Annotated in this window: 17 protein-coding genes; 14 read left to right on the plus strand and 3 right to left on the minus strand. The window is 64.7% G+C overall.

Features of this window, described 5'->3' with window-relative positions; all coding sequences use genetic code 11:
* Positions 1-74: 74 nt before the first annotated feature.
* The 14 genes from JQN66_RS15790 to JQN66_RS15855 all read left to right on the plus strand — a co-directional run bounded on the left by JQN66_RS15790 (position 75) and on the right by JQN66_RS15855 (position 16,473).
* A complete protein-coding gene (locus JQN66_RS15790; protein WP_204675869.1) occupies positions 75-1,376 on the plus strand; it encodes a cytochrome P450 in 1,302 nt (433 codons plus the stop codon).
* Between the two features lie 2 nt (positions 1,377-1,378).
* Positions 1,379-2,467, plus strand: coding sequence for a PEP/pyruvate-binding domain-containing protein (locus JQN66_RS15795; protein ID WP_204675870.1), 1,089 nt, complete (start codon positions 1,379-1,381; stop codon positions 2,465-2,467).
* Between the two features lie 86 nt (positions 2,468-2,553).
* Entirely contained in the window at positions 2,554-4,419 is a 1,866-nt protein-coding gene (locus JQN66_RS15800; RefSeq protein ID WP_204675871.1) for a PEP-utilizing enzyme, read from the plus strand.
* Positions 4,420-4,556: 137 nt separating this feature from the next.
* Entirely contained in the window at positions 4,557-5,303 is a 747-nt protein-coding gene (locus JQN66_RS15805; protein WP_204675872.1) for an SDR family NAD(P)-dependent oxidoreductase, read from the plus strand.
* Between the two features lie 36 nt (positions 5,304-5,339).
* Positions 5,340-5,660, plus strand: a complete 321-nt coding sequence (locus JQN66_RS15810) for a 2Fe-2S iron-sulfur cluster-binding protein (RefSeq protein WP_047120330.1) — start codon at positions 5,340-5,342, stop codon at positions 5,658-5,660.
* Between the two features lie 2 nt (positions 5,661-5,662).
* A complete protein-coding gene (locus JQN66_RS15815; RefSeq protein ID WP_204675873.1) occupies positions 5,663-6,955 on the plus strand; it encodes an NAD(P)/FAD-dependent oxidoreductase in 1,293 nt (430 codons plus the stop codon).
* Between the two features lie 55 nt (positions 6,956-7,010).
* Entirely contained in the window at positions 7,011-7,679 is a 669-nt protein-coding gene (locus tag JQN66_RS15820) for an HD domain-containing protein (RefSeq protein ID WP_204675874.1), read from the plus strand.
* Positions 7,676-9,178 carry an aldehyde dehydrogenase family protein gene (locus JQN66_RS15825; protein WP_204675875.1) on the plus strand — a complete coding sequence of 501 codons (1,503 nt, stop codon included), beginning with the start codon at positions 7,676-7,678 and terminating at the stop codon, positions 9,176-9,178. Before JQN66_RS15820 ends, JQN66_RS15825 begins: the two co-directional genes overlap by 4 nt.
* 973 nt (positions 9,179-10,151) lie before the next feature.
* A complete protein-coding gene (locus JQN66_RS15830; protein ID WP_204675876.1) occupies positions 10,152-11,348 on the plus strand; it encodes an acyl-CoA dehydrogenase family protein in 1,197 nt (398 codons plus the stop codon).
* Between the two features lie 34 nt (positions 11,349-11,382).
* A complete protein-coding gene (locus JQN66_RS15835; RefSeq protein ID WP_204675877.1) occupies positions 11,383-12,291 on the plus strand; it encodes a MetQ/NlpA family ABC transporter substrate-binding protein in 909 nt (302 codons plus the stop codon).
* Positions 12,275-13,348: a methionine ABC transporter ATP-binding protein gene (locus tag JQN66_RS15840; RefSeq protein ID WP_204675878.1), complete on the plus strand. Its 1,074-nt coding sequence runs from the start codon at positions 12,275-12,277 to the stop codon at positions 13,346-13,348. The genes JQN66_RS15835 and JQN66_RS15840 overlap by 17 nt, the downstream gene beginning before the upstream one ends.
* A gap of 1 nt (position 13,349) precedes the next feature.
* Positions 13,350-14,018 carry a methionine ABC transporter permease gene (locus JQN66_RS15845; RefSeq protein ID WP_239464056.1) on the plus strand — a complete coding sequence of 223 codons (669 nt, stop codon included), beginning with the start codon at positions 13,350-13,352 and terminating at the stop codon, positions 14,016-14,018.
* Between the two features lie 5 nt (positions 14,019-14,023).
* On the plus strand, positions 14,024-15,064 hold the full coding sequence (locus JQN66_RS15850) for an aldo/keto reductase (RefSeq protein ID WP_204675879.1): 1,041 nt from the start codon (positions 14,024-14,026) through the stop codon (positions 15,062-15,064).
* Positions 15,061-16,473 carry an NtaA/DmoA family FMN-dependent monooxygenase gene (locus JQN66_RS15855; protein ID WP_204675880.1) on the plus strand — a complete coding sequence of 471 codons (1,413 nt, stop codon included), beginning with the start codon at positions 15,061-15,063 and terminating at the stop codon, positions 16,471-16,473. Before JQN66_RS15850 ends, JQN66_RS15855 begins: the two co-directional genes overlap by 4 nt.
* Positions 16,474-16,978: 505 nt before the next feature.
* On the opposite strand, the gene JQN66_RS15860 is transcribed toward JQN66_RS15855, so the two are convergent.
* The 3 genes from JQN66_RS15860 to JQN66_RS18625 form a co-directional block, all read right to left on the minus strand.
* Positions 16,979-18,022 carry a hemolysin family protein gene (locus JQN66_RS15860; protein ID WP_204675881.1) on the minus strand — a complete coding sequence of 348 codons (1,044 nt, stop codon included), beginning with the start codon at positions 18,020-18,022 and terminating at the stop codon, positions 16,979-16,981.
* Positions 18,019-19,365, minus strand: coding sequence for a hemolysin family protein (locus JQN66_RS15865; RefSeq protein ID WP_204675882.1), 1,347 nt, complete (start codon positions 19,363-19,365; stop codon positions 18,019-18,021). The genes JQN66_RS15860 and JQN66_RS15865 overlap by 4 nt, the downstream gene beginning before the upstream one ends.
* 287 nt (positions 19,366-19,652) lie before the next feature.
* Entirely contained in the window at positions 19,653-20,834 is a 1,182-nt protein-coding gene (locus JQN66_RS18625) for an NAD(P)/FAD-dependent oxidoreductase (protein ID WP_275439040.1), read from the minus strand.
* Between the last annotated feature and the right edge of the window lie 91 nt (positions 20,835-20,925).

The raw sequence follows: 20,925 nt of genomic DNA on the forward strand, positions 1-20,925 counted from the left end.
GGACAACACTGGGTGTCGATCAATGTTGCACGGGTCACACCGTGACTCGTCGACTTCCCCAAGGAGCAGATTCCATGACCAGCACCCCAGCCGTCTCCGGCGGATGCCCAATGGGTTTCGGAGCGCAAGCCCCGGCAGACCACCACGGGTACGAGCCGTTCGCAATGGAGAACCCCTTCCCCGCCTACGCACGGATGCGCAGCGAACAGCCGGTGATGTTCGACGAACGCACCGGACTGTATGTCATCACCCGCTATGACGACGTGAAGTCGGTCTTCGAAAACTGGGAGACCTTCTCCTCGGAAAACGCCCAGGCCCCGGTGCGCAAGCGCGGCCCGCAGGCCACGCAGATCATGACCGAGGGCGGATTCACCACCTACTCGGGCCTGTCGGCCCGACGCCCGCCGGAGCACACCCGCATCCGGGCCGTGGCGCAGAAGGCCTTCACCCCGCGCCGTTTCAAGGCCCTGGAGCCGATGATCAGGCAGAACGTCAAGGACTCCATCTCCGCGATGCTCGCCAACGGCACCAACCACTCGGACATCGTGGCGGACCTGGCCTACGCGCTGCCGACCATCACCATCCTCACCCTGATCGGCGAGGACGTGGGCATGGTGGACACCTACAAACGCTGGAGCGACTCCCGCGCTGCCATGACCTGGGGAGACCTCAGCGACGAGGAGCAGATCCCCCACGCGCACAACCTGGTCGAGTACTGGAACCGCTGCCAGGCCCAGGTGGCCCAGGCCCACGCCGCCGGCGGCGACAGCCTCACCGCGGACCTGGTCCAGGCCCAGAAGGACGGCGCTGACATCACCGACCACGAGATCGCTTCGCTGCTCTACTCGCTGCTCTTCGCAGGCCATGAAACCACCACCACGCTGATCTCCAACTGCGTGCGCGTGCTGCTGGAGCACCGCGAAGCCTGGGAAACCGTCGTGGCGGATCCCAAGCAGATCCCCAAGGCCATCGACGAGGTGCTGCGCTACTCGGGCTCCATCGTGGGATGGCGCCGCAAGGCACTGGCGGACACCGAGGTGGGCGGCGTGCAGATCCCGCAGGGTGCGGAACTGCTGCTGCTCATGGGCTCGGCCAACCGCGACGAATCCCGCTTCGAGAACGGCGAGGACTTCGACATCACCCGGCCCAACGCCCGCGACCACCTGTCCTTCGGCTTCGGCATCCACTACTGCCTGGGCAACATGCTGGCCAAGCTCCAGGCCAAGATCGCGCTGGAGGAACTGGCCGCCGCGCTGCCGAACCTTGAACTGGTCGACGGCGGTGCCATCACCTTCCGGAAGAACCTGTCCTTCCGCGTTCCCGACTTCGTCAACGTCGAGCTGAATGCCGACTCCACTTCCCGATCTGAGGCTTAACGATGAGCAACAACGACTTCATTGAATTCTTCGACGGCGGCAAGGAACCCACCTTGGACAGCCTGGGCGGCAAGGGCGCCTCGCTGGTCACCATGACCGCCGCCGGCATGCCGGTCCCTCCCGGATTCGTGGTGAACACCGCCGCCTTCCGCGCCTTCATGGGCACCGGGCTGGAAGACAGCATCAAAGCCCAGCTGGACGGCCTGGACCCGGAGGACATCGCCGCGGTGGACGCCGCCAGCGCCGCCATCCGCGAGCTGATCACTTCCCGCCCGGTTCCCGCCGACCTGCGCGAGGTCACCCGGGCCGCGTACGACGCCTTGCAGGCCCGCTTCGATTCCGAGGCCCCGCTGGCCGTGCGCTCCTCCGCCACCGCCGAGGACCTGCCCGATGCTTCCTTCGCCGGACAGCAGGACACCTACCTGTGGCTGACCGGGTTCGATTCGGTCGGCGAGCACATCCGCGCATGCTGGGCCTCGCTGTACACCAGCCGCGCCATCCTCTACCGGCTGAAGAACAACATCCCGGATGACGGGCTGTGCATGGCCGTGGTAGTGCAGAAGATGGTCAACGCCAAGACCGCCGGCGTGGCCATGACCCTGGATCCCACCAATGGCGACCGCTCCAAGATCACCGTGGACGCCTCCTGGGGCGTGGGCGAGATGGTGGTCTCCGGAACCGTCACGCCGGACAACATCCAGCTGGACAAGGTCACCCTCGCGGTGATCACCGAGCACATCGGCGACAAGCATGCCGAAATGATCCCCGACCCGGCCACCAACACCCTAGTGGAAAAGGATGTCCCGGAAGAGCGCCGTACGGTGCGCTGCCTGAGCAACGACGAGCTGTCCGCCGTGGCCCAGCTGGCCAAGCGGGCGGAGAAGCATTACAAGTCCCCGCAGGACATCGAGTGGGCCATCGACGCCGACCTGCCGGATGGGGAGAACCTGCTGCTGCTCCAGGCCCGCCCGGAAACCGTGCACTCCTCCAAGCCCGCGGCGCCCAAGGCCTCCGCCGGAGGCTACGCCTCCTCGCTGGGATTCGGCGGCGTCTCCTCGATCACCGCCTCCCTGTCGAAGATCGTCAGCTGACCCACGTATCCACGCTGTTTCCACGCTCCACCCCACACCTCGGCCACTCGCAAAGTGCCGAACCTTCTGAGAAAGGGTGCACGACCATGACAATGAAGTCCTTCCCCAAGCCATCCGACCTGCCGGTGCCCGCCGGCGCCGAAGGATGGGAAGAGATCTACCCCTACTACCTGGTGTTCCAGGACGCACTGAAGGAGCAGGAAGACGCCAAGTTCTGGTTCTGCGATTCGCAGCACTGGCCCACCGTCTTCAAGCCCTTCGAAACCATCGGCGGCGAATTCGCCGTGAAGTGCCTGGGCCAGTACAACGCCCGGCACCTGATGATCCCCAACGCCAACGGCATCGACTTCCGCATCCACCTGGGCTACCTGTACATGTCGCCCATCCCGGTCCCGGAAGAGCAGATCGCCGCCCGCGTGCCGGACTTCGAGGCGCGCATCGGCCACTACTTCGCCAACTGGGAGACCAAGCTGGCCAACTGGCATGTGAAGGTCAAGGGCACCATTGCGGAGATGGAGACGCTGTCCTTCGCACCGCTGCCCGAGAAGGTCCCCTTCGAGGACATCGAGAACGGCGTGGGCAAGGACGGCTCGGAAGTCCTGCTGGAAAACTACGACCGGCTGATCCAGCTGGCCTACCAGAACTGGCAGTACCACTTCGAGTTCCTGAACCTGGGCTACATCGCCTACCTGGACTTCTTCAACTTCTGCAAGGAAGTTTTCCCGAACATCCCGGACCAGTCCATCGCCACCATGGTGCAGGGCGTGGACATGGAGCTCTTCCGCCCGGACGACGAGCTCAAGGCGCTGGCGCTGCTGGCCGTGGAACTGGAGCTGGACGAGCACTTCGCCAACACCGACGACCCGGCCGCCACCCTGGCATCCATCGCCGCGGCCGCCGGCGGCGAGCGCTGGATGGCCCAGTGGGAGCAGGCCCAGGACCCGTGGTTCAACTTCACCATCGGCAACGGCTTCTACTCGCATGACAAGTACTGGAACGTGCACCAGGAGATTCCGCTGGGCTTCATCGCGGACTACATCCGCCGGGCCCGCGGCGGGGCGCAGATCCTGCGCCCCACGCAGAAGCTCATCGCGGAGAAGGAACGCATCGTGGAAGAGTACCGCGAGCTGCTGGATCCGGAGGTCGCCGAGGTCTTCGACGCCAAGCGCACGCTGGCGGCCACCGCCTACCCGTACGTGGAGAACCACAACTTCTACATCGAGCACTGGACCATGGGCGTCTTCTGGCGCAAGGTCCGCGAGCTCGGGCGCATGCTCAGCGACGCCGGGCTCTTCGCCGAGGCCGAGGACATGCTCTACCTGAACCGCAACGAGGTCCGCGACGTGCTCTTCGACCTGGTCACCAGCTGGGGCGTCGGCTCCGGCACCCCGATCGGCGCGGTGGTGCTCCCGGAGAAGATCGCCCACCGCAAGGGCATCGTGGACGCGCTGAAAACCGCCCGCCCGGCCCCGGCGCTGAACACCCCGCCCCAGTCGATCACCGAACCATTCACCCGCATGCTCTGGGGCATCACCACCGAACAAGTGCAACAGTGGCTGGGCGCGGACGAGACCCAGGACGGCAGCACGCTCAAGGGCATGGCGGCCTCCCCCGGCCAGGTCGAGGGCCCGGCCCGCGTCATCATGCACGCGGACGAGCTCACCCAGGTGCAGCCCGGCGAAATCCTGGTGGCTCCGGTCACCGCGCCGAGCTGGGGCCCGATCTTCGGCAAGATCAAGGCCACCGTCACGGATATCGGCGGCATGATGTCCCACGCGGCCATCGTCTGCCGCGAATACGACCTGCCGGCGGTCACCGGCACCGGCAGCGCCTCCACCACCATCAAGACCGGAGACCTGCTGCGGGTTGACGGCACCAAGGGCACCGTGGAAATCCTGGGCGCCGAGCCGGCCCTGACCGGGCCGGGAGCCCACAGCCACTCGCACGCCTGATCCCCGGGCGCCGCAGACCGGTTCCGGAGGTTCCCCCAAGCTTCCGGAACCGCAAGGGTGCCGGCCGGTTCCTTTCCCCCGATCCCCGGCCGGCACCCGCAACACCACAGTTCTCCACCACTTGAAAGGCACATTCCATGAACAGCTCTCCTACGGTGCTCATCACCGGCGCCGCCGGCGGCCTGGGACGGGCCTTCGCCCTGGGCTTCGCGGCCCGCGGCTACGCCATCGCCGCCGCTGACATCGACGCGGCCGGCACGCAGGAAACGGTCCGCCTGGTGCGCCAGGCCGGAGCCGAGGCGGCGGCCTTCACGGTGGATGTCACCGACACCGCATCCACCGACGCGCTGGCCAAGGACGCGGCGGAGTTCGCCGGCGGCAGCATCGCGGTGCTGATCAACAACGCCGCCATCTACGCCACCGTCACCCGCACCCCGTTCGAGGAGATCAACCCGGACGAGTGGGACAAGGTCATGAATGTGAATCTCAAGGGCCCGTGGATGGTTTCCCGCGCCCTCTCCCCCTTTCTTGGAGCGGGCTCCCGGGTCATCAACCTGGCCAGCGCCACCGTCTACTCCGGCTCCGAGCAGTGGGCCCACTACGTGGCTTCCAAGGGCGGGGTCATTGCGCTGACCCGCGTCATGGCCAAGGAGCTGGGACGCCGGGAAATCACCGTGAACACCATCGCCCCGGGCTTCACGTTGACCGAGGCCAGCCTGGGGCTCATGGAGAACGCCTCCAGCTACGGGGTGGACCGCGGGGCGCTCAAGCGCGCCAGCCAGCCGGAGGACATCGTGGGCGCCGCGCTGTTCCTGGCCGGCGAGGACTCCTCGTTCATCACCGGTCAGACGCTCGTCGTCGACGGCGGACGCCAGTTCATCTAACCCAGCTTTACGCCTAACCGTTCAGGAGGAACCATCATGGCGACTATCAACTTCACCGACTTCGAAGGCCAGACCCGCACCGTGGACGCCGCCGCCGGCGACTCCGTCATGGAAACGGCGGTCCGCAACGGCGTGGCCGGGATCGTGGGCGAATGCGGCGGCTCCCTGTCCTGCGCCACCTGCCACGTGTTCGTGGCCCCGGAAGACTTCGAGTCGCTGGATCCGATGGGCGAGATGGAAGACGAGATGCTCTACGGCACCGCCGTGGACCGCGAGGAGAATTCCCGCCTTTCCTGCCAAATCAAGATGTGCGAGGGCCAGACCCTCAACGTCGCCACCCCGGAAACCCAGGTCTAGCCATGAACACCGCAACACTCCCCTCCACCGGCGGCGCCCCGGCCCCCGCGGCGGGCACCGCCACCGGGCTGCTGATCATCGGCGCCTCGCAGTCCGGGGTCCAGCTGGCCATCTCGCTGCGCGCCCTGGGCTACACCGGGCACATCACGCTGCTCGGGGACGAGGACCACCGCCCCTACCAGCGCCCGGCGCTGTCCAAGGAATTCCTGCAAGACAAGGTGGGCAGCGAATCGCTGATCTTCCGCTCCAACGACTACTGGATCGAGCACAACGTCACCCTGGTCAAGGGCGAACGCATCGAAGACATCGACTCCAACCCGGACGGCTCCGGTGTGGCCACCGGCCGCAGCGGGGCGCGGTACCCCTACACCCGGCTGGCGCTGACCGTCGGCGCCCGGCCGCGCGTGTTCGAGGTCCCGGGCAGCGAACTGGACGGCGTGGTCTACCTGCGCAACGCCGACGATGCGCTGAAGCTCAAGGAGCTGGCCCCGGCCGCCACCGACGTGGTGGTCATCGGCGGCGGGTTCATCGGATTGGAGGCGGCCAGCTCCCTGCAGGCCATGGGCAAAAAGGTCACCGTCATCGAATACGGCCCGCGCCTGGTGGGCCGCGCCGTCGGCGAGGACACCAGCGCCTACTTCCTTGAGCAGCACCGCGCCCGCGGCCTGGACATCCACCTGAATGCCAGGGTCTCGCGCATCGCAGGAGACGGCGCGGTCCGCGCGGTCCACCTGGAATCCGGGGAAATCATCCCCGCGCAGATCGTGCTGGTGGGCATCGGGGTCATCCCCAACACCCAGCTCGGCGAGCAGCTGGGACTTGAGGTCGACAACGGCATCGTGGTCGACGAGGCGGCCATCGCCTCCGACGGGCACACCCTGGTGGTCGGGGACGTGGCGAACATGCCCAACCCGGTCCCCGGCGCCCCGGACGGCGAGCGCATCCGGCTGGAATCCGTGAACAACGCGGTGGAGCACGCCAAGGTCGCCGCCTACGCCCTGATGGGCCAGCGCGAAGCCTATGCCGGCATCCCGTGGTTCTGGTCCAACCAGGCTGACATGAAGCTGCAGATCGCGGGCCTGTCCATGGGCTTCGATTCAACGGTCAAGCGCGAGGTCCCGGAGAAGGGCAAGTTCACCGTGCTGTACTACCGCGGCGGGCAGGTCATCGCCGCGGACTGCGTGAACGCGCCGCTGGACTTCATGGCAGTGAAGCAGGCCCTGGCCGCCGGGAAGAACATCGACCCGGCCGCGGCCGCCGACCCCGGCACCATGCTCAAGACGCTGATTGCCTGACACTTGTTTTCCCCACAACGCCGATTTCCCACGACTTGATAGGCCTGAGGACACCATGACAACCCTGAACGACGCCCGGCCGCTGCCGGCCACGGGCCCCATCAACACCGGCCCCATTGCCCTGGACAACCACGCGGACGGCCAGCTGGAGGCCCTGTGGGCGGCGGTGGTCCCCGAGACCCGCGCCCGCGGCAACGACATCCACCTGCCCATCTCCCTGTCCTTCGCCCGCCGGCTGTGCGACGCGCACCCGGAAGCGGACCGCACCCTGGTGCTGGTCGCCACGCTGCTGCACGACACCGGCTGGGCGCATGTGGACCAGGAGAAGATCATCTCCGACGGCTTCCGCGGCGAGTGGCGCACCGCGGATATCCGCTACGAGCACGAACGCGAGGGCTGCCTGGTGGCCCGCCGCGTGCTGCCCGCCCTGGGCTACGACGAGCAGTTCATCGACGAGGTCTGCACGATCATCGACGGGCACGACACCCGCCCGAACGCCTACACCCTGGAGGACGCGCTGATGCGCGACGCGGACCGGCTGTGGCGTTTCGACCACGCCGGCATCGCGCTGGCCTCGGGCTGGTTCGGGCAGGATCCGGCCGCCTACACCGACCGGCTGGAAACCGAGATCATTCCCGAGCTGATCACGCAGGCAGCGGTGGACATGGCCACCGCAGACCTGGCCCGCTCCCGGGCCCTGCTGCGCACGGCGGTGCTGCGATGAGCACGCGGGCAGGCGCCGCGGCCCGGCGCGAGGAACTGGTGCTGCCCTACCGCCATGTGGACACGCACTTCATCGGCGGCGGGTGGACGCGATCGCGGGGCACCGGCCGCATCGAGGTCACCGACCCGGCCACCGGCGCCGTGTGGGGTTCGGTCCCCTCCGGCGACGCACAGGACGTGGACGCCGCGGTCCGCGCCGCCCACCACGCGCTGCATTCGGCGCCGTGGAAGGGAACTTCCCCTTCCGAGCGGGCCGAGCTGCTGCTGCGCATCGCCGCGGAAATCGAGCTTCGGGCCGCCGAACTGTCGCTGACCAATACGCTGGAGAACGGCTCGCCGGTCTCCGAAACCGGCGGGGCCGCGGCGAATGCCGCGGGCATCTTCCGGTACTTCGCCTCGCTGACCCCGCTGCTGGAGAGGGAGGACCTCCGTCCGTTCCCCAATGGGGCCGGAGAGTCGCTGGTGCGCCGCGACCCGGTGGGCGTCTGCGCGCTGATCGCCCCGTGGAACTTCCCGATCAACCTGATGGTCATCAAGCTGGCCCCGGCATTGCTGGCGGGCTGCACCGTGGTCATGAAGCCTGCCTCCCCCACCCCGCTGTCCTTCCGCATCATCATGGATGCACTGGACACCGCCGGGGTCCCTGCGGGCGTGGCCAACCTGGTCACCGGTCCGGGGCGGCTGGGCGATGAGCTGGTGCGCCACCCGCTGGTCTCCAAGGTGGCATTCACCGGGTCCACCCCGGTGGGCCGCAAAATCGCCGCGGCCTGCGGCGAGCTGCTGCGCCCGGTCACCCTGGAACTGGGCGGCAAGTCCAGCGCGCTGGTGCTGCCGGATGCGGACCTGGGCCTGCTCGGTTCGAGGCTGATCCGTTCCTGCATGCGCAACACCGGGCAGACCTGCTACATCTCCACCCGCATCCTGGCACCGGCCGAACGCTATGACGAAGTGGTGGACGTGGTGGCCTCCACCATTGCCGAGGCCCCGCAGGGCGACCCGCTGGATCCTGCCACGGTCTTCGGCCCCTCGGCCAACCGCAGCCAGTACCAGACGGTGCTGGGCTACCTGGAAGCCGGCCATGCCGAAGGCGCCCGCGCGGTCACCGGCGGCGCCACGGCGCAGCTGGCCGGAGACCTGGCGGACGGGTTCTTCATCCAGCCCACGGTCTTCGCTGACGTCACCCCGGACATGGCGATCTCGCGCGAGGAAATCTTCGGTCCGGTCATCACGGTGCTGAAGTATTCTTCCGAGGACGAAGCAGTCTCCCTGGCCAACAACACCGAGTTCGGCTTGGGCGGCCTGGTGTTCGGCGCGGACGAGGAACATGCCCTGTCCGTGGCCGAGCGCATGGACACCGGCAGCGTCGGGGTGAACTTCTTCGCCTCCAACCATGCTGCGCCCTTCGGCGGGCGGCACGATTCGGGGCTCGGCACCGAGTACGGGCCGGAAGGCCTGGCCGCGTACCTGAGCTACAAGTCGATCCACCGGCAGGCGCGGTAGATCAGGCTGGTACATACTTGAAGGCGTTCATCCGGAGTTGTGGCCGGATGGACGCCTTCATCATTTTGCAATTGGGCACAGCATTGCTCAAGTGCCTAGGGTCGCTTCTTTTTAGAAGCGTATCTGCCGCGGAAGATCCATAGATTCATGAAGAAGCCTGGCTAACTGGATGCATTCAGGATTCACGCGATAGAAAAACACATGGCGAGGTGTCCAGACAATTTTTGTGTCGCTACGTACATGGAAGCGGCTGGTGTCCAAGAACTGGCTGCAACTTCCCATGTCTCCTTCCACGACGACGCTGACGGCCCTGATATTCAGGACCAGCGAGAACAACTTTCAGAACACCAATGAGCAACGCTGCGGTTCCTTCCCGGTCACTTCACCACGTACCGTTCAAATCATGTCAACGCACCAACGCCGTCCGTTCTGACACTGCAGCGGAGAATGAACAGCACCTAGCGGCAAGTGTCGATCCTGTTTCGGGAACTTCCAGGCCCACCTTGGCACTCAGGACCAGATTCTCGTCGGCGCGCGCCTCGGAAAGACCTCACTTGTCGCCTTCTGCCACGCCGAGGCAGGTGGGTCGGCACAGAGCTTCCGGCATCAGTGCGCGGAGGGATCCATGCTGTTCGACTACTCGCAAGGCTTCGCTTGCGCGCAGATATGTCGCGGAAGCCGCCAAGTCCTTGAGTAGTTCAAGTCAGGCCGACCATCCCCGACTAGATTTTGCGCCTCTTGGTCCTCCCACCGAGGTCAATTCAGAAGACAGAGTATTAGGAAATGTTTATTTCTGATTTCTCCAGAGAGACTAACAACTCATAACCAACTGAAAAAATGACGTCAATTGTCTATCCATAACAGAGCGTGACCTCAGTGGTCGAAGTGAGAAACGCGCCGTGCATTCAGAAGCTTGCGCCTTCTAATGTCAATCCTGATGATTCACACTTCTACAGCTTCTTGAAAGGGCACCATGACGACCGATTTGAACACGAAGGATTTGTTGCCGGGTACCGATTTTGGTTCACTTGCAGCGCGGTTCTCCCCGCTGTTTGAGTCAATTGGCCAGGACGTCCTGGAACGTGAACGCAACCATGTGTTGCCATACGACCAGGTCCGCTCCTTGCAGAAAGCCGGATTCACTTCACTTCGAGTCCCCCGCGAGTTCGGTGGAGGCGGAGTCGCTCTCGATGTGTTCCTCGAGCTTTTCTTGGAGCTGGCATCCTTGGATTCCAACGTGGCACATCTGCTTCGAGGCCACATCGTACAGGTGGAAAGCCTGCTGTTGCAGGAAGACGGGCCGCACCGATCCCGGTGGCTACACCGCATCGCCGACGGAGCTCTCATCGGCAATGCCGCGTCCGAGCGAAACACGCTAACCGAGATCACGACCGCGCTGAGCCGGACCGGAACGGATTTTACGGTGAGCGGGACAAAATACTACACCACCGGCAGCATCTACTCCGACTGGATTTCGTTGAGCGCTGCCCGTGACGGAGAGCGTTATGGAGTACTGGTCCGTGCGGATCATCCCGGGGTATCAATCCAGGATGACTGGGACGGATTCGGCCAGCAACTCACCGGTTCGGGATCATTGACGCTGCATCAGGTGCCGGTAGACCCCTCCGACATCATCGTCGTTGACCCCGCTGACCCGCATCTCGCTTTCCGCACGGCGTTGTTCCAGAGCATTCTTCTGCTGGTGGCCTCGGGAATTGCACAAAACGCTATCAATGACGCCGTCGCGTTCGTCAAGCCTCGCAAACGCACTTTTGCCGTGGCCGGAGAACGCATCCCGGCGAAGGAGGACCTGGTCCAGGTCGTCGTGGGCGAGGCGGCTGCCAAAGCCTACGCAGCGAAGTCCACGGCACTTCGTGTGGCCAGAGACCTGTCCGACTACGCCGCCAGCACCGGCCGGGCCGTCACTGGCGAGCAGCTGGTAGTGGATGCATTCAAGGCCCAGCAGGTGGTCTTGAAGCTGGCGCAGGAAACCGCCAGCGACATCTTTGAAGTCGGGGGAGCTTCAGCAACCAGCACCGATTTGCTGCTCGACCGGCACTGGCGCAATGCACGCACCGTTGCCAGCCATAATCCCGCCAAATATCGTGCCCGGCTGGTCGGCGAGCACCTGCTGACCGGAACCTTTGAACTCTATGCATCCCGCACCTAGCTATTTCCGAAAACACCGTCGACAAGGACACATCATGAGCTCCACTCAATCGCACCGTATTTCCGCCCGCTTCGCCGCCGTCTCGCTCTTGGCCATGGGTGCCCTGCTTTTCACCGCCTGCGGGGGAAAATCCCAGGCGGCGGATGCCGGCCTGCAAAGCGTCAGCATCGGCAGCGGAGAACTCTCACCAGTCAACGACGTGATCAGCGAGGTGGCCAAAGAAAAAGGAATCAAGATTACCTGGCAGCCCTTCTCCGACTGGACGTTGCCGAACCAGGCACTAGTCAATGCGGAGACCGACATCAATGCCTTCCAGCACCTGGCCTTCCTCTCCGCATTCAACTCCGCTCAGGGCACGGACCTCACACCAGTCGGTTCCACACAGGTCACCACGTGGGGACTGTACTCAAAGGAGCATGCCAACGTGAGCTCCCTGCCGGATGGCGCTACCCTCGCCATCCCCAACGATCCATCCAATGGCGCACGCGCGCTGTTCCTCCTTCAGGCCGCCGGCCTCATCGAGCTGGACGAAAACGTCGGCATTTATCCCACCGTGGATGACATCACCCACAACCAGAAGAACATTGTTTTCAGCCCGATCGTGGCCCAACAGCTGGTGAACGTCTACCCAGACGTTGACGGCATCGTGGTGGGCGCTGCCACCATCGACAAGGCCCTCTCAATCACCAAGGACCAGGCGCTGGCTCTGGACGACCCGAACTCGGACACATCGCTTCCATATGTGAATGTGGTGGCGGTTCGCGGCGAAGACAGGGATTCGGAAACCTACGCGAAGATCGCCGACTTGTGGCAGGACCAGCGGGTCAAGGACGCGATCGCCGAGGAAACCAAAGGCAACAGCATCACCGTGGACATCGACGTGGAAAAACTCAGGACTACGCTAGCCGAGCTGGAGGAACTGGCAGATGACATCGAGCAGTGATATTTTGACTCCCCCGCGCGTTGAGAACGCGGACGCCACGCAGGCCATCCGTTTCGAACAGGTCAGCAAGACTTTCGCCGGCCGGGACGGTGCCGTTCATGCCCTCATGGATGTAAATCTCAGCATCGAGAAGGGCGATATCTTCGGCGTTGTGGGGTATTCCGGAGCCGGCAAATCGACCCTCCTGCGCACCATCAACGGTCTGGAGCTGCCAACCAGCGGCAAGATCATTGTCAATGGGCAAGACATTGCCGCGTTGGGAGGCAAGGAGCTAAGCCGAATCCGGCAACGAATCGGAATGATCTTCCAGCAGTTCAACTTGTTGCTCTCCCGCAACGTGTTCCACAACGTGGCCTACCCCCTGAGACTGGCTGGAGCTTCCAAAGCCGAAACCAAGCAGCGAGTCACAGAGTTGCTCGAATTCGTGGGCCTCGCAGACAAGGCCAAGTCCTATCCGGAACAGCTTTCGGGCGGTCAGAAACAGCGGGTGGGCATCGCCCGGGCTCTGGCGAATCACCCGCAGGTCCTCATCTGCGATGAAGCCACCAGCGCCTTGGACCCGCAGACCACCGGCGAAGTACTCGCCTTGCTCCAGCGGGTCAACCAGAAATACGGCATCACGATCTTGCTGATCACCCACGAAATGGATGTCATCCGCAAGATCTGCAACAAGGTCGCGGTCATGGAAAACGGCCGGGTGGTCGAGCATGGAAGCGTCTACTCGGTGTTCTCCGATCCCCAGCAAGGGGTCTCACAGCGTTTTGTCTCGTCCGTGCTGGACCACCATCCGGGTGATGAAGCGATCGAGCACATCCGCAAGGTGCACCGCGGCCAGCTCGTGCAGCTCGAGGTCCACGACCGCGAGTCGTCAGATCCGTTCCTCTCCCGCATTGCCCGCACTCGCAATGTAGATTTCAACATCGTCTATGGCGGCATCAATGAACTGCAGTCCCGACTCTTCGGTTCCCTGACCGTGGAACTGCTCGGAAGCCGCCAAGACATCGACCTGGCACTCCACGATCTGCAGCAGATCACCACAGCACGAAAGGTGGCATGACGTGGGTACTACAGATTGGTCGAGCCTCTGGCCAAAGATTGGAGCCGCTTCGCTCCAAACCCTGCAGATGGTCACCGTCACCATGATTCTGGCGACCGTCTTTGGCCTGCTCATCGGGCTGGTGCTCTACAGCACCCGTCCGGGGCATATCCTGGCCAACCGATTCGTATTCGCCGCCTTGAACAGCCTGATCAACATCATCCGCCCCATCCCGTTCATCATCTTCATCGTGGCTATAGGCCCACTCACCCGCGCAGTCATCGGCACCACGATCGGCACCGAAGCCGCGATCTTCGCGCTGACGATCGTCGCGTCGTTGAGTATTGTCAGGATCGTCGAGAACAACCTGGTGGCAGTTGATCCGGGGGTGATCGAAGCCGGACGAGCGATGGGGGCTCGGCCATTGCGCATTCTGTTCACCATCGTCGTTCCGGAAGGACTGGGCGCCTTGATCCTGGGACTGACCTACATCGTGGTGGCGCTGATCGATGCCACCGCGGTGGCGGGAATCGTGGGCGGAGGCGGCCTAGGCGATCTAGCCATGGTCTACGGCTACCAACGCTTTGATTCCACGGTCATGTTCGTGATCATCATCTTCCTGATTGTCCTGGTGCAGCTGGCCCAATGGGGCGGCAATGCACTCTCACGCAAGATCCTTCGAAGGGGATAATTTCCATGAGCGCACTCCGCGCAACACTGCCGCAGGTCCAGCTTGGACATGGTCTGGTCGTCTCGTCCCAGGGCTTCGGGGCCATGGGGCTGAGCCACTCCTACGGCACTGCCGACGAAAAGCAATCCCTGCAGACCGTGAACCACGCCATCGACGCGGGCATCACCCTGCTTGATACGGCCAACGTCTACGGCGACGGGCACAACGAGCGGCTGCTCGCCAAGGTCCTCAAGCACCGCCGCGACGAAGTGGTCCTGGCGACCAAAACCGGCATCCTTCCGCACGCGGCACCCGGTGCGCCCAAGGCCCAGGGCGACCCGGCTCATATCCACCGCAGCATCGACGAAAGCCTGTCCCGGCTGGGCGTCGACGAAGTGGACTTGTACTACTATCATCGAGTCGATCCACGGGTTCCCATCGAAGAAACGGTCGGTGCCTTCTCCGAGCTGGTCCAGGCCGGGAAGATCAAGCATATCGGCCTGTCAGAAGTAACCAGCCAGGAACTGCAGCGCGCCCATCTGGTCCATCCGATCACTGCGGTGCAAAGCGAGTACTCCCTGTTCAGCCGAGACGTGGAAGACCAGTTGCTCCCCGCCGCCCGCCGCTTGGGTGTCGGATTCGTGGCCTACGCGCCGCTGGGACGCGGATTCATCAGCGGGCAAGTCCAGGATCCCCGGCAACTTGCCGAGGCCGATGCCCGACGCAATTTCCCGCGTTTTTCCCCTGGACATCTGGAAAAGAACCTCGACTTGCTGGCCACGATTACCGCGGTCGCGGCGTCCGAACGGCTCACCAATGCGCAGGTGGCGCTCGCCTGGCTGGCGTCACGAGGCCTGGAACTCGGCTTGGGCATCGTACCGATCCCCGGCACCCGCAGTGCCGCGAGAATCGATGAGAACCTTGCGGCGCTGGGCAATTCCCTGTCCAACGATTCCCTGGCCACCCTCGATACGCTGGCCGTCCGGGTCCACGGGGAACGTGCCGACGACGTCCATTTCATCGCCAAGGGCCGCGAAGCGCAGCAACTCGCGGAGGCCGGGTCATGAGTGCCGGAAAGAAACAACTGGTCGTCAACCTCTTCGAGATGGCCTGCGTCAGCCATATTACTCACGGATTATGGGTGTTGGAGGGCAACAACCGCCACCGCACCGCAGAGCTGGAGTACTGGCTGGAACTGGCGCAGGTCGCTGAAGAAGCCGGGTTCGATGCGATCTTCCTGGCCGATGTCATCGGGGCCTACGACGACTTCCGCGGCGGTCCGGAAACAGCCATTAGGGAAGGATTGCAGATCCCTAACCTGGACCCGCTCAGCGTCATCCCAGCCATGGCCGCAGTGACACAGCATGTCGGTTTCGGCGCCACCTACTCCACCACGTACGAGCCGCCATTCGCTTTCGCCCGACGCGCTTCCACCTTGGACCACCTGACCAGCGGCCGCTTCGGATGGAATATCGTGACTTCCTATCTGTCCAACGCAGCCCGGAATTTCGGGTTGGACGAACAGATAGAACACGATACCCGATACCAAATGGCCGATGAGTACCTGCAGGTGTTGTACAAGCTGTGGGAAGGGTCCTGGGATGACGAGGCCGTTCTCAACGACCGGGCCAGGCGCATCTATTCGGATCCGGACAAGGTTCGGTACATCAACCATGTGGGAGAGCACTATTCGGTGGCTGGCCCCCATCTGGTTGCCCCGTCGCGGCAGCGCACCCCGGTGCTGTTCCAAGCCACCGGTTCACCGGCAGGTATCAAATTCGCGGGATCCCATGCTGAGGTGGTGTTCACCGGCGGGCGCAGTGCTGCAGATTTTCGGACCAATTCCGGACGGATCAAGGCGGCCGCAGCACAGCAGGGCCGCGGCCCCGAAACGGTGAAGTGCATTGTGCAGGCCGGCGTGATCGTGGGGCGGACCGAAGCAGAAGCGCAGCGCAAATGGGATGAATACCGTTCGCTGACTTCCATAGACGGCATTCTGGCCCACGGCGGATTTGCCATCGATCCCACCGCCTACCCTGCGGCCACGCCGGTCCACCAAATCCTGGCTAGTGAGGGAAAGCTGGATTCCCCCTTGGCTTCCAGTCTCGCCCCGGGGACCACCGCCGGGCAGCTGGTCGAACAGCTGCGCGCAGGACGGAATGAACGGTATTTCGTGGTCGGTACCCCGAAGGTGGTCTGCGACGAGATCGAGCGCTGGCTGGATGAGGACGGGATCGACGGCATCAATCTCCGCCAGTACCACTCATTCGATACGGCCAGGGACTTCGGTGAACTGGTGATTCCCGAATTGCGGCGGCGTGGCCGGCTCGACGAGGGGTACACCCCGGGGCACACCCTGCGCGAGCGCATTTTCGGATCCGGAAACGCCCGCCTTCCCCTGACCCATCCCGGCGCCCGATACCGGCAGGGAGCTTATCTCGATGGCCAGCCGGCCGGTCATGGTTTACTGGCGTAGCTGAACGGAAACATCCGCATCATCCCTGTGCATTGGCCGAAGGAACTGAGGAAACTTGTCCACCCCGTCTGCCTGCCCAGGACCGGATCGCGCGGAAAGCACCTACGGCTCATCGTCCGTGCAACATCTGGACCGTTGCCTGCGGCGCCGCCGGCCGAGTCAGCTCGATCAACGGATGGGAATCGTGTCTTGCCTCGCCAACAGATTCGTCCGAAAAACAGCCCGGCGATTGGCCAGTCCACCGGGGCTTGGAATTCCGCCGAGGAGTGCAACGATGCCGACACAGGACTGGTTTGTCCGAAACTGGAACCTGAGGAACCCGGGCGGTCAGCGGGAAAGTCGACGTCTGTGCATTCCCGCATGTCTTGTGCCTTTCCGCCTGCGCGGCTGGCCACTGACAAGTTGCGCTCCGTGGCAGGCGCGTTCAGGATCGACGTGATACAGCAGGAGGGGACCGATTCATGGTGAATCGGTCCCCTCCATATTCTCCGAAGGCCCGTGGTGCCTAGGAACCGGCCACCCGAGTTTCTTTGCGGACCTGCCCCACGAGCTCGGCCAGCATGTCCTCCAGGGTCACGATGCCGGTGACTTTGCCGGAGGCGGTGTCCTTCACCAGCGCAAGGTGGGCGCCGCTGCTCTGCATCTGCTGCAGGGCCGTGCGCACCGACTGCTGGGCGGTGAACTCCGGCAAGGCACGCACCGCATCCTGCTCCAGCACCTTGGAGCGTTCGGCGGCGCCGCGTCCCAGCACGTCCTTAATATGCACGTAGCCCACCGGGTTTCCGTCCTGAATCAGCGGGAAGCGGGAGAAGCCCTGCGCCGCGGCCTGTTCCACCTGGGCTACTGTGCTGCTGCGCGGCAGGGTGCGGACCTTGTCGAAGTCTATGGCCACCGAGTCGATGCTGTGCGCATCGAAGTTCAGCGCACCCATCAGCAGCTGCTCGTCATGGTCATCCAGCAGCCCGCCGGAGCGCGACTCCGCCACCATGTCCGCCACCTCGTCACGGGTGAATGCGCTGGCCACCTCGTTCTTCGGGGTTACGCCCAGCAGGCGCAGGAACAGGTTGCCCAGCGCGTTCATGGTCCACAACACCGGGCGCAGGATCTTCACCAGCACCACCATGCTCGGGCCTAGGATCAGCGCCATGCGCTCCGGTCCGGCCAGGGCCATGTTCTTCGGCACCATTTCAGCCAGCACCACGTGCAGGTAGGTCACCAGGATCAGGGCGATGGCATAGGACAGCGGATCGATCCACGACACCGGGATGCCCATGGCCTCGAACGGCCCGGCCACCGCGTACTTCACCAGGGGCTTGGTCACGTAGCCCAGCGCCAGGGAGCAGACGGTGATGCCCAGCTGCGCGCCGGCCATCACCAGGGAGACATTCTCGATGGCCCACAGCGTCATCTTGGCACTGCGGCTGCCCGCCTGCGCCTTGGGTTCGATGATGCTCCGGCGGGCGGAGATCAGCGCGAACTCGGCGCCGACAAAGTAGAAGTTGGCCGCCAGCAACAGCACGGTCACGATGATTCCGGTCAACTCGCTCATCGCTCCTGCTCCTGTTCGTCCAGCTCCACCGCGGTCAGTTCCACCGCGGCGATCCTCGAACCATCCATTTCAACCACCGTGAAGCTCAGTTCCTTTTCGGGCTGCCCCGGAAGGCCCGGGACCACCAGCGTCGCCTGGTCGCCGACTTCGCCGAGCTTGCCCAGCTGCAAAGTCACGAGGCCTGCCAGGGTTTCGTAGTCCGCGTCGCGCGGGATCTGGCAGCCGACTAGTTCGTTGGCTTCATCGGGGCGCAGGGCGGCATCCAGGATCCACGAGTTCTCGCCCAGCACAGTGACGGTGCCGTCTTCCGGGTCGTGCTCGTCGCGCACTTCGCCGACGATTTCCTCCACGAGGTCCTCAAGGGTCAGCAGTCCGGCGATATCGCCGGTCTCGTCGATCAGCACGGCCATCTGCAAATCCTGGCGGCGCAGCTGGTCCATGAGCTCGTCCAGTTCCACGGTGTCGGGAACCAGCGTGGCGTCCTCGGCCAGGGTGCCCACCGCGGCGGTCTTACGCTGCTCGTAGGGCACAGCCAGCAGGGTGCGGATGCGCACCAGGCCGTCGACCTGGCGGCCGTCGTCGCTGAGGATCGGGAATCGCGAGTGGCCGGTCTCGGCCGCGAGCTGGAGCACTTCCTGCACGGTCTGCTCGGCGGCGATGCTGACCATGCGCGAGCGCGGGGTCATGGCGTCGTGGCCGCGCCGGTTGCCGAAGGCCACGGTGCGGCGCATCAGCTCGGCGGTCTGCGAGGGCAGCACGCCTTTGCGGGCCGAGTGGCCCACCAGCGCCACCAGTTCCTCGGAAGAGCGGGTCGAGGCCAGTTCTTCCTGTGGCTCGATGCCGAAGCGGCGCACGATCCAGTTGGCGTTGCCGTTGAAGAACAGCAGCAACGGCTTGGTTACGGTGCTGAATCCTCGTTGGAAGCCCACCACGGCCTTGGCGGTGGCGAAGGGCTTGGCGATGGCCAGGTTCTTGGGCACCAGCTCGCCGAAAACCATGGTCAGGATGGTGGCCAGGACCAGGGCGATGGCCACGGACACCGAGCGCGCCAGCGTCGGATCCAGGCCCGCATCCTGCAGCGGGCCGACCACCAGGGCCGCGATGGCAGGCTCGGCCAGGAAGCCGATGCCCAGGTTAGTCAGGGTGATGCCCAGCTGCGCGCCGGACAGCTGCGTGGACAGGGTGCTCATGCCCTTCAGCACGCCGGCGGCCCTGCGGTCTCCGGCATCCGCGGCCTGCTTGACCTGGGTGCGGTTGACCGTGATCAGGGAGAATTCGGCCGCCACGAACAGTCCGCATCCCAGTATCAGGATGACGGCCAGCAGCAATGATATCCACTCCATTATTTACACCCCCTGCCGCAATGCGTCTGTACGGCATCCTTGCCGGGCAGAGGGTTAGGCCTGTGACATCTACTGTCGCCTGAAGCGTCCATCATTCCCTTCCGATCGGAACGTCTTCCTCCGATCCAAATATTTGAATATTAATTATGCTGGATGCCGTAAGCCGGAAAGGCCAGATTTGCAAGAGTTTGCCAGATCCCCTGCCGGCTCACAGCCAGCTCAAATCTGCGCTCTGCGCCGACTGGCCGTGACCTGGCAGAGTTTGCCCGATGGGTCCTGACTGGGGTTCAGGCCCGGTCCGCCGTCCCCGCCGCGGACCTCCCGCTGGCCAGGGCGCCCTGGATCGACGGCTGGGTGGTGTCCCCGGCCAGGGTGACCCCGGGCAGATTGGTTTGCAGCAGCTCTCGGCCCGGTGCCAGGGCCGGCAGGGCCTCCGGGATGTCGTGGCGCACCAGCAGCCGCCACTGGGGGCGCTTCTCGCCGAGCATTTCAGCCGCCTGCTCCAGCGCCGTGCTCTCGTCCAGCCCGTGTTCCCCGACGGCGGTGGCCTGCACCAGGTGCCAGCCGGCCGGAGCGTAGGACGGCGCGATATTGGAGATCACCGCCGCATGGGTGAGCAGCGCGCCGTCCCGCACGTCCAGATGCAGGAAGGGCAGCGTCGAGGGGCGGCGCGGCGCCGCAAACCACCAGGTGGTCAGCGAATTCATGGGCGGTTCAGGCTGCCCGGACAGCCGAGCGCTGTGCTGCGGCCCGGCGGCGATGATGACGTGCTCCGCTGCCAGTTCGCGTCCGGAGGCGCAAAGCACCCGCACCCGGCCGGGTCCGTCCACGGCAACGGACTCTACGGGAGTCGACAGCTGGATGTGCTCGTGCAGCGGTTCGGCCAGCTGGTGCGCAAGGGCCGCCATGCCCTGGGCTGGCAGTGAGGGCCTTCCGACGGCGAAATACCACGACAAGAGGCGGGCCAGCGTGGCTGGCGCCCGCAGCTGGGGATCGGCCACGACCCCGGAGAAGAACTTCTCGATCACCTCCCGGAAGGGGGCGGAGAACCCTGCCTGGTCGATGGATTGGCGCAGCGTGAGCGACGGGTTGCCGGCGATGCGGATCCACCGCAGGACCGCCGGGATATCCCGCGCTCCCACGGTTCCGCCGAGCAGCTGCGCGGCATGGGACGGGTGGCGGAAGGGATCGGCCAGCACTTCCAGCGAGGACTCCCCGCGCAGCGCCACCCCCTTGCCGAAGGGCTGCAGGTCCAGGTGGCGCAGCGACACGGCGCGCTTGGCGTCCGGATAGCTCGGGTTCAGCAGCTGGAACCCGCGGTCGCAACGGAATCCGTCAATGATCTCGGTGGCCACCCGGCCGCCAACCCGGTCTGCGGCTTCCAGCACGGTGACGTCGTGCCCTTGCCCGAGGGCCACCCCGGCTGCCCGCAACCCCGCAAGTCCTGCCCCGACAACTACCAGCTTCACGAGCTTCTCCCTTGTTATACGGTCCCTGGGACCAGCAGGTACGGGGCGCCAGCGGCCCCGCGGTTGCTCCAAGGGTAGCCACGGGGTTTTG

Source organism: Glutamicibacter protophormiae (assembly GCF_016894325.1).
GTDB classification, from domain to species: domain Bacteria; phylum Actinomycetota; class Actinomycetes; order Actinomycetales; family Micrococcaceae; genus Glutamicibacter; species Glutamicibacter protophormiae.

Coding starts and splice junctions, on each gene's coding strand:
- JQN66_RS15790 (WP_204675869.1), top strand. CDS start 75: ATGACCAGCACCCCAGCCGTCTCCGGCGGATGCCCAATGGGTTTCGGA.
- JQN66_RS15795 (WP_204675870.1), top strand. CDS start 1,379: ATGAGCAACAACGACTTCATTGAATTCTTCGACGGCGGCAAGGAACCC.
- JQN66_RS15800 (WP_204675871.1), top strand. CDS start 2,554: ATGACAATGAAGTCCTTCCCCAAGCCATCCGACCTGCCGGTGCCCGCC.
- JQN66_RS15805 (WP_204675872.1), top strand. CDS start 4,557: ATGAACAGCTCTCCTACGGTGCTCATCACCGGCGCCGCCGGCGGCCTG.
- JQN66_RS15810 (WP_047120330.1), top strand. CDS start 5,340: ATGGCGACTATCAACTTCACCGACTTCGAAGGCCAGACCCGCACCGTG.
- JQN66_RS15815 (WP_204675873.1), top strand. CDS start 5,663: ATGAACACCGCAACACTCCCCTCCACCGGCGGCGCCCCGGCCCCCGCG.
- JQN66_RS15820 (WP_204675874.1), top strand. CDS start 7,011: ATGACAACCCTGAACGACGCCCGGCCGCTGCCGGCCACGGGCCCCATC.
- JQN66_RS15825 (WP_204675875.1), top strand. CDS start 7,676: ATGAGCACGCGGGCAGGCGCCGCGGCCCGGCGCGAGGAACTGGTGCTG.
- JQN66_RS15830 (WP_204675876.1), top strand. CDS start 10,152: ATGACGACCGATTTGAACACGAAGGATTTGTTGCCGGGTACCGATTTT.
- JQN66_RS15835 (WP_204675877.1), top strand. CDS start 11,383: ATGAGCTCCACTCAATCGCACCGTATTTCCGCCCGCTTCGCCGCCGTC.
- JQN66_RS15840 (WP_204675878.1), top strand. CDS start 12,275: ATGACATCGAGCAGTGATATTTTGACTCCCCCGCGCGTTGAGAACGCG.
- JQN66_RS15850 (WP_204675879.1), top strand. CDS start 14,024: ATGAGCGCACTCCGCGCAACACTGCCGCAGGTCCAGCTTGGACATGGT.
- JQN66_RS15855 (WP_204675880.1), top strand. CDS start 15,061: ATGAGTGCCGGAAAGAAACAACTGGTCGTCAACCTCTTCGAGATGGCC.
- JQN66_RS15860 (WP_204675881.1), bottom strand. CDS start 18,022: ATGAGCGAGTTGACCGGAATCATCGTGACCGTGCTGTTGCTGGCGGCC.
- JQN66_RS15865 (WP_204675882.1), bottom strand. CDS start 19,365: ATGGAGTGGATATCATTGCTGCTGGCCGTCATCCTGATACTGGGATGC.